This is a genomic window from Gilvimarinus japonicus (assembly GCF_042847215.1).
GTDB classification, from domain to species: domain Bacteria; phylum Pseudomonadota; class Gammaproteobacteria; order Pseudomonadales; family Cellvibrionaceae; genus Gilvimarinus; species Gilvimarinus japonicus.
The window spans coordinates 3,827,624-3,840,695 of sequence record NZ_AP031500.1 but is presented as its reverse complement, the minus strand read 5'-3'; the positions used below and the strand labels follow the sequence as shown (position 1 = coordinate 3,840,695).

General features: G+C 52.4%; 9 protein-coding genes. 3 read left to right on the top strand and 6 right to left on the bottom strand.

The features are described from left to right. The 5 genes from ACGHAD_RS16275 to ACGHAD_RS16255 form a co-directional block, all read right to left on the bottom strand. The gene (locus ACGHAD_RS16275) at positions 1-1,545 is read right to left on the bottom strand and encodes a tryptophan halogenase family protein (protein ID WP_382414737.1); all 1,545 of its coding nucleotides are present in this window, start codon (positions 1,543-1,545) and stop codon (positions 1-3) included. A gap of 170 nt (positions 1,546-1,715) precedes the next feature. Then, positions 1,716-4,670, bottom strand: a complete 2,955-nt coding sequence (locus ACGHAD_RS16270) for a TonB-dependent receptor (RefSeq protein ID WP_339616737.1) — start codon at positions 4,668-4,670, stop codon at positions 1,716-1,718. Between the two features lie 358 nt (positions 4,671-5,028). After that, the gene (locus ACGHAD_RS16265; protein WP_382414739.1) at positions 5,029-5,931 is read right to left on the bottom strand and encodes an aspartyl/asparaginyl beta-hydroxylase domain-containing protein; all 903 of its coding nucleotides are present in this window, start codon (positions 5,929-5,931) and stop codon (positions 5,029-5,031) included. 248 nt (positions 5,932-6,179) lie between these two features. Beyond that, positions 6,180-6,389, bottom strand: a complete 210-nt coding sequence (locus ACGHAD_RS16260; RefSeq protein ID WP_382414741.1) for a hypothetical protein — start codon at positions 6,387-6,389, stop codon at positions 6,180-6,182. Positions 6,390-6,704: 315 nt separating this feature from the next. Beyond that, positions 6,705-7,835 carry a hypothetical protein gene (locus ACGHAD_RS16255; protein ID WP_339616740.1) on the bottom strand — a complete coding sequence of 377 codons (1,131 nt, stop codon included), beginning with the start codon at positions 7,833-7,835 and terminating at the stop codon, positions 6,705-6,707. A 453-nt stretch (positions 7,836-8,288) separates the two neighbouring features. On the opposite strand from ACGHAD_RS16255, the gene gmk reads away from it, so the two are divergent. The 3 genes from gmk to ACGHAD_RS16240 all read left to right on the top strand — a co-directional run bounded on the left by gmk (position 8,289) and on the right by ACGHAD_RS16240 (position 11,508). Continuing rightward, positions 8,289-8,906: a guanylate kinase gene (gmk, locus tag ACGHAD_RS16250; RefSeq protein ID WP_339616741.1), complete on the top strand. Its 618-nt coding sequence runs from the start codon at positions 8,289-8,291 to the stop codon at positions 8,904-8,906. Positions 8,907-9,092: 186 nt separating this feature from the next. Further along, positions 9,093-9,353: a DNA-directed RNA polymerase subunit omega gene (gene rpoZ / locus ACGHAD_RS16245; protein WP_339616742.1), complete on the top strand. Its 261-nt coding sequence runs from the start codon at positions 9,093-9,095 to the stop codon at positions 9,351-9,353. Positions 9,354-9,393: 40 nt separating this feature from the next. Then, positions 9,394-11,508, top strand: coding sequence for a RelA/SpoT family protein (locus ACGHAD_RS16240; RefSeq protein WP_339616743.1), 2,115 nt, complete (start codon positions 9,394-9,396; stop codon positions 11,506-11,508). Positions 11,509-11,517: 9 nt separating this feature from the next. Here ACGHAD_RS16240 and ACGHAD_RS16235 read toward each other — a convergent pair whose 3' ends face one another. After that, entirely contained in the window at positions 11,518-12,807 is a 1,290-nt protein-coding gene (locus ACGHAD_RS16235) for a DUF3300 domain-containing protein (protein WP_339616744.1), read from the bottom strand. Positions 12,808-13,072 lie beyond the last annotated feature (265 nt).

Genomic DNA, 13,072 nt, shown 5'->3' with positions numbered 1-13,072 from the left:
TTATATCTTTTGTAAGCCGTGTTTTTTTATGGCGTCTATAAGCTGACGGTTTTTGGGTAAGGAGCTAAGCAGTGCGTCTAGGTTTTTTCTCTGCCTATTGATTTTATGCTCTGTACTTTTTAGGTTTTTATCACCCGGATCATGTGTGGTGGTTTTAAAGTTCATGCCATACAAAACGTAGCAATAGCTCTCTAGCGGAAAAACATCGGCTCTGCTTAAAAAGTCCAGTATAGAAGGGCTTTTTTCTTGCCACATGTCTAGTTTATTTAGCAGCTCACGAGGGATTGAGTCTGGATCTGTGTTGTCGCGCCAAAACTGACTGTCGCGACGGTTTGATAGGCAGTAATGGAGCTTTAAAAACTCGATGATTGAGTCCCAGCGGTACCGAAATATATCGTTAAATTGCTGCTCGCAACGTGACAGCCCTGAATTTTTGAGTGGTAGCTTTTCTGCAATCCAGTAGGCTGAAAGCTCGACCAAGAGGATTGAAGAGGCCTCTAAAGGCTCGACAAATCCTGCCGATAAGCCCACGGCAACACAGTTTTTAATCCAGAATTTTTCTCTGTGCCCCGGCGTGTACTTAATGGCTTTTACGGGGAGGTCGCGGGCCTTCTCGCCAATATAGTTTCTAAGTACTTGCTCGGCTGCTTCATCGCTGGTGTGGCGGCTAGAGTATACGTGGCCGATACCGCGACGGCTTTGTAAGCCTATATCCCATATCCAGCCCGAGCCAGTTGCGGTAGATAAGGTGTGGCTAGCGATGTCAGGCTCTAGCTCGTAAGGGCACTGCACGGCAACCGCGCTATCGCAAAACAATACGTCACTTTTATCGATAAAAGGCACCTTAAAGTGTTTGTCGATCAGCAAGGCGGAAAACCCCGAGCAGTCAATATAAAAGTCTCCATTTAGCTCAGAGCCGTCTGCCAGCGTAAGAGCCGATATCGCGCCATCGGGCTCTGCCCGTACGCCGACGACGTCGTCCACCTTATGGATAACGTTCAGGTTTTTAACGCAATGCTCTTTAATAAATGTCGAGAACTTATTTGTATCCAGGTGATAGGCGTAGTTAAGGTTGCCTTGGTATTCGGGGGTGGTAATCGCTTTGGGGGCGAGTCCGGCTTCGCAGGCCGCCTCTTGATGACAGGTCGCTTGGGAATAGGACAGGCCGCTGCTATTAAACTTGTTAAGCCAGTGGGTAATGGTATTAAGCGGCCCCACGTTGGCGGGAAGCATCAGTGGGTGGTAGTAGAAGTCGGTGTCAGAGTCTTCAGTCCAGCGGTTGAAGCGCGCTCCTTGTTTAAAGGTCGCATCGCAGTCGCGTATAAAGTCGCTCTCAGACACACCAAGTGCCTGCAGCGTTGTTCGCAGTGAGGGCCAGGTTCCTTCGCCCACGCCAACATTGCCAATTGTGGCTGATTCAATCAGGGTGATGTTTATGTCTCGTCCTTGCTCGCGAACGCATTTGGCAGCAAGAATTCCCGCGGTAAGCCACCCGGCTGTACCGCCACCGACGACGACTATATTTTTTATGTCGTTATTGTTCATTTTATTTTCAACATTATTGTAGGTTTTTATCGCTTAAATATGTTGTTTCATTATTGTTCTTACGAGTCATCAGAAGATCGTGAAAGACGCAGAAAAACAATAATGAAACGACAAAAGACCTTGGTGCCGGGAATAAGCACCAAAGTCTTTAACGCCGTTAAACCGTTATCTTAAAAAGATGCACGGAGACCGACGGAGTAGCGTGGGCCGCTCTCTTCAGCCAGAAGGAACTGATTGTCATATCGACCATGCCAGCGAGTTTCTTCACCGGTAAGGTTGATCCCTTCTAAAAACACCGAAACATTATCGGATATGTTGTAGCTTGCACTTAAATCAAGTTGTCCGTAATCCTCTACAAATGTGGGCTCCGAGACACCACCTTGATCGAGCGATTGTAAAAATCCATCGCGGTAGTTGTAAGCTAAACGTGCAGAGTAAGTGTCATTTTCGTAGAAGCCGACAATGTTGTAGGAATCGCTCAGGCCAACCAACGCGAACCCTTGATCAAACTTGGATTTATCGTACTCAGCGTTGGTATCTACGAAGGTGGCGTTTGCCATCATGCCAAAGCCAGTGTCACCAAACATATGCTGCACCGCCAGCTCATAACCATTGACATCGGCGGTTTCTACGTTTGATGGTTTGGTTACCGAGAATTCGATCACTTGATCATTGGGGTCGACAATGTCTGATGGAGCGCCGCCCGGCGGAATAATGTTGATACTGCCAGTTGCGGGGTCGGTAATTGGCTCGCCGTCTTCACCGATAAAGGTTTGGCCGCTAGTGGCATTAACGATAAAGTTATCAACTTGCTTGTAGAAAACCCCCACCGAAGCGTAGCTACCGGGAGCGTAGTACCATTCCAGCGATAGATCGATGTTATCTGACTCTAATGGCTCTAAGTCAGGGTTACCTGCCGTAACAGGGTAAGGGCCATTTTGCTTAAGGTCTCTGAACTCGAGGTTCGGCCGTAGCTCTTGCATGGATGGGCGGGTAATGGTTTTTGAGTAAGCGGTGCGTGCGACTAAATCATCGGTTAAATTAATTTTGAAGCTCGCGTTGGGTAAAAATACCGCGTAATCAGACTCCAGCTTAGTTGGCGTAACAGGAGAAAGTATCTCATTCAGTACTTCCGCACCTTCTGCCTCTACCCGAAGAATAGATGCCAGGTTGCCGGTAATCGTTAAGTCAGTTTTTTCATAGCGCAAACCGGCTACCGCGCCGTAGGGAAGCCCACCGAGATCACCTGCAAACTCTAGCTGGGTGTAAAGCGACAGAATATCTTCTTCGACGTCGTAAGACTCAGAGGGAACTTCCACGGTTGTGAATGGAACGCCGACATGGCCCTCGTAGATCTCGCGGAACTCGTCGTGATCAAACTCCAGCCATTGGGTTTGGATGTTTTCGCTACCGCTGACACCACTCAAGAAGTCAGAGCCTGCATCAAGTACCGAAATCTGAGGCGGAGTAATTTCAGTCCAGAAATATTCACCACCGCAGAACATACAGTTCAGGGTAGCGCCCGGGCCTACATAAGCGCGGGGCTCGTTCTCGGCAACGGTTGCAGCTTCCGCTTCGGTTAGGCCGCGCCCGGTTGTAAATTGCTGACGGTCTTTGGCACGACTTTTAAGCGAAGCGCCAAAGTCTGCTTTGATCAAGCCGCTCGATTCATTGGAGTTGAAGGCGCCGGCAATTTTAAATTGATCAATGGTGTCGTTGACCACTCGGCCATTACGGATCGTAAAGCCCGGACGTAGGTTGCTGGGATCGAGGTAGTCGCTATTGGGGATGGTCAGGTTAAAGTCGCCGTCTGGCTGATATGGGACTGACCCAGTGCCAGACTCGAAACCTGAAATAGCGGGGATAAATCCGTCGCCTAAGTCCCAAGTCAAGCGGTTGCGGTAGCCCATGGTTACTTGCGAGTTACCAAAGCCCATCGGGTCGTCATACTCGGAATCAGACCGGTAGGCATCCACCGAGACACTGAAGGTGTCGGTGATGTCCCAACCAATGTTAAGCCCGCCCACCAAGGTGTTGGATTTTCGGTTTTCTTTAATGGCGTTGAATTCAGTGGCCTGTACCGCCCCTTCGCCCTCTCGCTTGTCGGCGATAAAGTGAGTGACTGTGCCGTTTTCATCGGCGGTGACGTCTCGCCAAGAAGGGCGGCTACCAAACCAATGCACTAACATGTTTTGGTCGCGTTTTAGCTCAAAATCTGAGTAAAGTACGTCTGCCGTGACGGTAATGTCTTCCGTGGGTGCAAACTGCAACACTAGATTGGCATTGTCGCGGGTGCGCCGATCCCGCTGCGCTTGAATAAAGTGATTTTGCGGAAGGTACAAACGTCCATCGGGGTTGGCGTTGGAGGTTAGTTCGGTTTCATCCGGGTACAAGCCCGAGCCTGAGTCGGCCTCTACGCGTGCCCAGTTGGCATTGGTGACACGGTTGACCTTAGATTCACGCTCAAAGTGGTTGTACGCGAATAGTATGCCCAAGGTATCGTCGGCAAAATTGCCGCTGTAAAGGACAGAGGCCTGGGGGCTGCCCTCTTCTGCTAGTGTTTCATAGCTATATTTGACTGTGCCGGCAACTTTATCGCCAACATCAAAGGGGCGAGGCGTTTGCAGATCGATAACGGCACCAATACCGCCAGAGTCCGTAAGGGCAGAGCCGGTTTTGTTTACCACCAGAGAGCTGACCATTTCGGATGCTAAGGTGTCAAACTCAAAGTCGCGGTTGATGTTTTCTGAGGTTAACTGTCGGCCGTTCATTGTGACCACATTAAACCCGGGGCCAAAACCCCGCACCGTCACAAATTTGCCCTCACCACCTTCGCGGTTGATGGAAACCCCAGGAACACGTTGCAGTGACTCTGCCAGGTTTGTGTCGGGGAATTTGCCGATATCTTCGGCATTGATGACATCGACGACACCAGAGGCGTCACGCTTCTCATCCATGGCTGAAGTCAGCGCTTGCCTAACACCTGTGACAATCACCTCTTCCATCATGCTGTCTTCGCCAGCTCCCCCCTCTTGGGCAATTGCTAACTGCCCTAAACCTACCAGGGTGCAGCCCGCTACTGCACTGGCCAGTAAGTTCCTTCTAAACCGTTGTTGCGTTTTCATTCGCGGCTCCTCTTTTATTATGTAGTCGCTGTAAGTCTGTAGTGGGGAACGCTACCCTAGTGCTGTTTGTGAGTCGTGCCACCTAGCGTTGAATTGCAACCTGGCACTGGGGTATTCCCCGATTTTTGCTTGGACGTTATCGTGTTAGTTGGCGTTGTTCCGATCAGGCGAACATACGCTCTAACTACGGCCATGCTAATGCCGGGCTCTTTTGAGTGTCTATATAAAGGAGGGGGCTGATGGCCTGAAAACGTTTTCCATAAGGTGAAAACGTTTTCACTGCAGGCGGGATGAAAATCAAAAAACTGGCGCTTAATTTATAGTTTAAGCGCCGATCGCGTTACTTTGCTGGTCAAGCTTAAGCGAAGAAAAATAAGTAGATGAGCAGTGCGTAAAGGGCATACTGTAATGTGTAGTACAAACGACGGTTATAGGCTTTGAGTTTTTTACCGACAATACGAATCTGATACACCGAGCCAAAAATCCGGTTGAGAAACCCGATTTTATCGCCCGGCATGTTTTTAGTGGCAGAGGCGGACATAACAACGCGGGAGAAGCCGCGGTTGATCCAGTCAATGGGAGCAAAGGTGACTGGACGTTTAATGTCCAAAAATAAGACGATGCGATTTGCCTCGGTGGTGTTTTCGGCGTAGTGGATATAGGTCTCATCAAACATTACCGCTTCGCCGTCGTGCCAGCTGTAGGGCTCGCCGTCCACATTGATAAAACATTTATCATCGTTAGGTGTGACTAACCCCAGGTGATAGCGCAATGAACCAGCGTAGGGGTCGCGATGTTTTACCAAGGTAGCCCCGGGCGGCAGCATGGCAAACATGGCGCCTTTGACAGACGGTTGCGCCTGCAGCAACGCAATGGTCTTAGGGCACAGCTTTGCCGCTGATTTTACAGGGTCGCCGTACCAGCTTAGGTAAAAGCGCTTCCAGCCGGTGCGAAAAAACGAGTTAAAACCCAAATCATCGAGATCGTCAGAGGCTTTAATTTGTGCCTCATGGTTAAGTGCCAGCGCTTCATCGCGAATGATCTGCCAGTTGTCTTGTAGTGCTTGCAGCTCGGGAAAGTGACTGACCTCCATGTAGGGCGTGTTTTTTTCGCGAGAGAACACATAGAACAGGCAGTTGAGTGGCGCCATTAGATTAGAGTGGTCGGTGAGGCGGCGAGTCCATTTTTGATGGCGCACTTTACCTCTTAGCTGCACGTAGCAAGCGCAGACAACAAATAGAGCAAAAACAGCAATCCCCATGGATCATCTCCTTTTGTTTCGCATGGCCCGCTCATATTGGTACGCGCGTTATTAATGCTACCCGTTAGTGTTCGGGTACATTGAGGTTGGCGGGTTACATTATTGTTGTTGCGAATGTGATCAGTAAAAATACAACAGCGCGCAAATCGCTGCACGCAAAGCGCCATCATAGCGCAAGGCGCAAGGCGCGGGGAGTAGCGGTTAGCAAAAATGTGTTAAGGGTGGGCGGCTGTTTGGTTTTTGAGCGGCTACAGATTTTTATCGACGGCATCCACCATGGCTGCGATACCGCCACCTCGCAGCTTATTTAATAAAACCTCAAACTCGTCTAGCTCGCAGGCTGCAATGCGGCCGTTGGCGTCCGGGTGTAAGCGCCCTTTGCTCACCATCGTGTCGACAAAGTCGCGGCTGGTGCCGAGGCGCATGGCGCACTCGTTTAGATTTAGGGTTTCGCTCATGTTGGGCTCCGGTACTGGTGTGAAAGCGGTGGTGTTGTGAACTGATGCCGTAATGATACCGCTATCTTGCGGGACGTGGGAAACGCTGGTTCGACGATGCGTGTTAATCGCTAAAGCTCTTTCGCTCTCCATTGCCGTTTAGGCGGTCACACCGTGGGATTTTGCTACATGTTGACGTGGGACAATACTGACGTAAAGGCCGTTGATGGCCCAGGGTTTGGGGCGCCTCGCTACATCGTTATTGGCGCCGCGTGGTGGCAACAGTTTATTCGCAACCCTCTAGCCGAGAGGGTTGCGGCGCTCTTATGGCGGGGTTTATTTTTCGTCCTGAGCCCAGCGCGGCAGCGGTTTTTGGCTAAAACCATCCGGCACTTCAAATACGCTGTCGTGTACTTGATCAATACTGGCGCTGGTTACATGATAGCGATAGGTCAGTACGGGCTCAGAGGCGTCAGGTGTGAACTGTTCTTTAACAGCGTCTCCCACGACGCTGCCCGCCACATCTTTGAGAGAATCTAACGGGTTGCTTGAAGCGCCTACATCGGCGGCCTGAGGTTTGTCTTCCGGGCACGCTTCTGCGTCCCGGTACCAGTTTAGGTCGATGCTCAGAGGGTAGCCTTTAACGGTGGCGAGCTTTTGGCTGACCTCGTTGTTCCACGCTTGTGAGCTGCTGTCTGTGTCGCCGCTAAAGGCCGATAAGGTGCGGAAGATGTCTTCGGGTAAAAATTCGGCCAGTGGGTTGTTTTCGAGGTTGGCCTGTTTGACGTAGGCGTCAGTGACTTTTTTATGAATAGCCCAAACCTCCTGCATCTCTCCGGTGGGCGGCGTGGTCCAAAAATCAATTTTAAGCGTGCTGTGGTTTTGACGCTGATTGCTGTCCTCTTGGGTAAGCTCCCAGGTAGCCGCATAAAGCTTTGCCGGGTAGCCGTTGAGGGTTTTGCTTTGGCCGGTATCTTTTACTGTAAAGGTGTGCTCGGTCAGTGTTAGCGCGCAGCCGCCGGAGGCCTCTGGCTCGTATGTGGTGTCTTGCTCTGTCTCAGCCTGCTCGGGGCGGCTTGCCGCGTTAAGCAAGTTTATTAGGCTTGGGCATTCTGCAATGTCGCACTCGTAATATTCTCGCTGGTTAAAGTCCACCATCATTGCGCGATTTTGATCCAGCCGGAAGATATCTGCACTGTGCAGGTCGCTAACGAGCATTTTGCCCCACCAGGAGTCCATGGTGGAAGTGCCTTCGATAGTGCGCCGGTCATCCCGGGTGTAGACCACCTGGGTGCCGCGAAAGTCGGGTAAAAGCGACCCTTGCACTTCGCTATTAGCGTGAATGACGGCAGTCGTGTGGGTGGGAGTATTGTCGACTTCGGGAGGTTGGTATTTGGATGGGGCAGATGTGCATCCGGCGAGGCCGAGGGTCAGGGCCGCGGCTGTTGCGAAAAAGGGTTTCTCCATTGCTTAAAGCTCCATGTTAGATTGCTGCAGGGATTCTGGTTAGGCGATTTGATCGCCCGCGAGCGACTCATTTAACGTTACGCGGTAGCCTACCAGATTGCTGGTTCTGTAAGGTGACCGGCGCCGCAAAATTGACCCGTACTGGGGGTTACTCATGGCTCGCGCTCGCGGGGATGCTGATGGGAAACTTCTGATTTTAAAGAGAATATATCGCCGTAGAAATTTGCCGGATTGTTTTTGGGGGCTATAGATAGATTTGGCAATGTTCATTATAGTGAGCGTTTATGGTGGATGGTATGTCCGTAGGTGGTGCACACGTGGTTCTTCATTCGTCATATCGAGTTGCCTAATCGGTGAAAAACTGAGGCGGCAGCAGCGAGCGCTTTGTGCAAATTACGCTGCAAAAAACGTTTAAAACGCTCCGGCGTCGGTTAAAGCTCTGGATAACACTTTATGACAAAAGGCATCTTGTACACCGTATCGGCCCCGTCGGGCGCCGGTAAAACCAGTCTGGTTCACGCCTTGGTGGAGTCTAACCCCGAGGTGTGTGTGTCGGTTTCGCACACCACACGCGCTAAGCGTCCCGGTGAGGTCGATGGGCTCAATTATCACTTCACCAGCCATGAACAATTTGAATCGATGCTGGAGCAGGGCGCCTTTTTGGAGCACGCACGGGTTTTTGGCAACCTATACGGCACTAGCCAGCAGTGGGTTGAGCAGACGCTTAACTCTGGAATTGATGTCATCTTGGAAATCGATTGGCAGGGCGCCGAGCAGGTGCGCCGTTTGATGCCCGATACGGTCAGCTTGTTTATTTTGCCGCCGTCGTTACCGTGCTTGCGCCAGCGCTTAACCGGCCGCGGGCAGGATGACCCCGAGGTGATCGCGGCGCGGATGGAAGAGGCAATGAATGAAATATCGCACTATGTCGAAGCCGATTACCTGATTATTAACGACGATTTTACCATCGCGCTTGCGCAGTTTCAGGCATTGATCACCAGTCAGCATTTACGTCAGCAATTTCAGGCTCAGCGTCATCGTGAGTTACTAAGCGCGCTACTGGCAAAATAATCCGGGCGATTAAGGTCAGGGCGCTTCCCCTGCTGGATATTTTGTGTACAATGTCGCCCCCGCGTCGCGCCTCCTCTGGTTCTTAACGCGTTTGTACCGCATAATACCCCTGTCGGGTGCGTAATCTGCGCCCGCTTATTTTAAGCTGACAGAAAATTTAGACTGACAGAAATCGACGGAAAACTTATGGCACGTATTACTGTTGAAGATTGCTTAGATCATGTAGATAACCGCTTTGAGCTGGTTATGGTAAGCAGCAAGCGCGCACGCCAATTGGCGGTGGGCGGTAAAGAGCCACATGTGGCCGAAGAGAACGATAAGCCTACCGTGATCGCATTGCGCGAAATCGAAGAGGGTTACATCGATGCCAGCATTTTGCTGGAGCGCGACGAGCCGGCGCCAGCGCCACGGGCCGAAGAGCACCATAGTTTCGATTCGCACATTTAACTCTGCTGCGGGGCTAACCCGCTAATTTGGGAGGATCGCGTTGTTAACCATTGAGGCACTGAGCCACCGGCTTTCGTCTTATTTGGAACCCTCACAAATTGATCAGGTCAAGCGCGCCTACTATTACGCCGAGCAGGCGCACGACGGCCAGATGCGCCGCTCGGGTGAGGCCTATATCACTCACCCGCTAGCGGTCGCCGACATCTTGAGCGGTATGCACATGGACCATCAGAGTTTGATGGCGGCCATGCTGCACGATGTGATTGAAGATACCGGCATCGCCAAAAAATCTATTGCCAAGCAATTTGGCGATACCGTCGCCGAGTTAGTCGATGGTGTTAGTAAGCTCACGCAGATTGAGTTTGAGTCTCAGGCTGAAAAACAGGCCGAAAACTTCCAAAAAATGGCACTGGCCATGGCCGATGACCTGCGGGTTATCTTGGTTAAACTGGCCGATCGCCTGCACAATATGCGCACCTTGGGAGCCATGCCGCCCCATAAAAAGCGCCGTATCGCCAAAGAAACCCTAGAGATTTACGCCCCCATTGCCCATCGGTTGGGGATGAACGACTTGCGCCTAGAGTTTGAGGATCGCGGCTTTTACGCTATGTACCCGCTGCGCGCGACACGGATGCAAGCCGCGCTTAAAACCGCGCGCGGCAACCGCAAAGAGCTGGTAGAGCAGATCCAAGAGGCGATTGAAAAACGCCTGAGGCGTGAAAAGGTCAATGCGGTGGTGATTGGCCGCGAGAAGCACCTGTACAGCATTTATCAAAAAATGCGGCAGAAGAAGAAGTTTTTTAAAGAGATTATGGATGTCTACGCCTTTCGCATAATCGTCGATAGTGTAGATGCGTGCTACCGCACCTTAGGGGTGGTTCACAACCAGTACAAACCGGTGGCGGGCGAGTTTAAAGACTATATCGCGATCCCCAAGGCCAATGGCTATCAGTCTTTGCATACCGTATTGGTCGGCATGCACGGGGTGCCCATCGAGGTGCAAATGCGCACCAAAGAGATGGATGAGATGGCCAACACAGGTATTGCCGCGCACTTTTTGTACAAGTCTGGCGGTGATGATGCCTTAAGCAGCAGCCACAACCGTGCTCGTCAGTGGGTGCAAGGGCTGCTCGAGATGCAGCGTCGGGCCGGTGATTCGCTGGAGTTTATCGAGAACGTTAAAATCGACCTGTTCCCCGATGAGGTGTATGTCTTTACACCCAAGGGTAAAATTGTCGAGTTGCCCCACGGGGCGACGGCGGTGGATTTTGCCTACGCCGTCCACACGGATATCGGTAACTCTTGTGTGGCCTGCCGTATTAATGGCCGCCTAGCACCCTTATCGCAGCCGCTGCAAAGTGGTCAGAAGGTCACCATTATTACCGCATCGGGTGCCCAGCCTAACCCTAATTGGCTTAATTTTGCCATCTCGGGCAAAGCGCGCAGCGCGATTCGTCACTACCTTAAGCACCAGCGCCATCATCATTCGGTTACCCTCGGTAAGCGCATGCTGGGCCGCGCGTTGGCCGATATCGATTTGGATGTGGATAGCTTGAGCGACACGCATACCGAGAAGCTCCTTAGCGCCACCGGGCTTGCCTCAATCGAGGCCTTGTATGAGGACATTGGCTTGGGCAACCGCATTGCTTATGCCGTGGCTAAGCTGTTGCAGCCCGATGCCGATATCACCCCGCGTGGCGGCAGTATTTACTCGCCATTGACCATCGATAGCTCCGATGGGGTCTTGATTACCTTTGCCCGCTGTTGCCGTCCGATCCCGGGGGACCCAATTATCGGCCATATCAGCTCGGGCAAGGGCTTAGTGATCCACCAAGAGACGTGTCACAACTTAGCCGAAATTCGCAACAACCCTGAGAAAATCAGCCACGTTAACTGGGCGCCAACGGTATCGGGCGAGTTTTTAGTGGATATTCGGGTAGAGGTTGAATCTGAGCGTGGCATCATCGCCACTTTAGCCACACGTATTACCGAGCAGGGCGGTAATATCGAGAATATTCATGTCAATGAGCGAGATGCCCATAACAGTGTGATCAACCTGTGCATCGGCGTGCAAAACCGCATCCATCTCGCCAACATCATGCGCCGAATTCGCAACCTGAGCTTTGTGATTCGGATCCAGCGCAGCAAGAATTAATATTGCGCGTTAATCTCTGATTCTCCCTCCGCGGCTAGCACCGCCATTGCTGGGTGCGCGCCGCAGAGTCGCCGCCCGATTGCCACCAGCGTTGTGGCTAGGGGCGGCGCGGCGCTCAATGGTGCGCGGCGAGCCGCTGTAGGCCGGGCGGCTGGTGGTGGGGCTGCGTTTAATGGTGGATGGGGTGGCACGAGGGCTCTGTTGTGTTCGCACAGAGTGATTAGGCTGTTGGTACTGAGCGCGCGGGGTGACACGCTCAGTGCCCGAGCGCACTGCGCCGTTGTTATTGCGAACTGTTGGCTGCCGGCGAGGGGCTTGTGATTCGGCCCGCGGTTGCACGTTGCGAGTAGCATTGTGGGGCGCGCGGGTGACATTGCCGCCACCAACGGCATTTAAACGGCTGGAGTGATGGCGCAGCTGACGGGTGACTTGCTCGCGCTGGCGATCACTGATAGCGCGGCCGCGCTCGGGCTGTACTGGCCGTGCTCCCTGCCAAGCTTGGCGGTAGCGTACATTGCGGCGGTGGGTATGATCGTGCCGCCAATGGTGGGTGTACTCTCGGTGGTAGCCGTAGCGCCGGTGTGAGCCATAGTAGTAAGGCCGGTTGACGTTAATTACCACAGTGCGGCTGGGCCAATAAAAGCCACTAAAGTAAAACCAATCACCTACGGGGGCCGATACGCCCCAGTAAAAACCACTGCGATACCTAGGTGGGTGGGGCCAATAGACCGGTGGGTACGCCGACCAGCGCCACGAGCCGTAGACCGTACGGGTATCGTAATAGGGAACGTAAACCACTTCCCTTTGTACCGGCTGAATCACGATTTGCTTTTCTTCGCGCACCACCGTTTGGTGTTCCATTTCTTGTAAGCTGCCGTTATCCCAAGCTTGCTGGCGCAGTACTTGTACGGCCTCTAAGGTTCGCTCTTCATCGGCTAAAAAGGCCTCCCCCAGCTCTTGCGACCATAGTAAGTCCTCACTTAGTCGGTCGAGTAAGTCCGGGAACGCCAGCAGCGCTTTAACGCTTGGGTCCCAGGGCTCGTTATCGGCGCGGTTAATCGCCTCTTCACCCGTCAGCCCTTGGTGTTGTTTGGCCCAGCGATCCGCCTGAACAATCTCCAGCGGATAGGTCGTGGCAATCAATACGTGGGTAAGCACTGTGTCTGGGTATAGCGCGATGGGCGCCAGCAGCTGTTGCAGCTTCTCGTCGCTAAAGGTGTTTTCGGCACAAGCCAGTGAGGAAAACAGTAGTAACACGCCGGCAAGAGCGCGCTGCAAGGTGGTTTTAATGGGCTTCATAATGGCCTCCAAGTGCCTAAGGTAGCGTAGGCCCTAATGTGTGTTGGCCTTAACGGGATTAGGCCTGGCACCAGTGTAACGCGGCTAACTTAATGCCGCCTGAACACGCTCGCAAATCTTTGACTTGCCTGAGTATAAGACTCCCTTGCCTGGGAGCGGTTCTGTAAGCGCCACCGAGCTAACGCAAGTTCACGGGATACCAAGGCGCTGCACTATCTATTTGTTAGGTAAGAGTGTCATTCGCACTGGCGTCTGTCGGGTACCG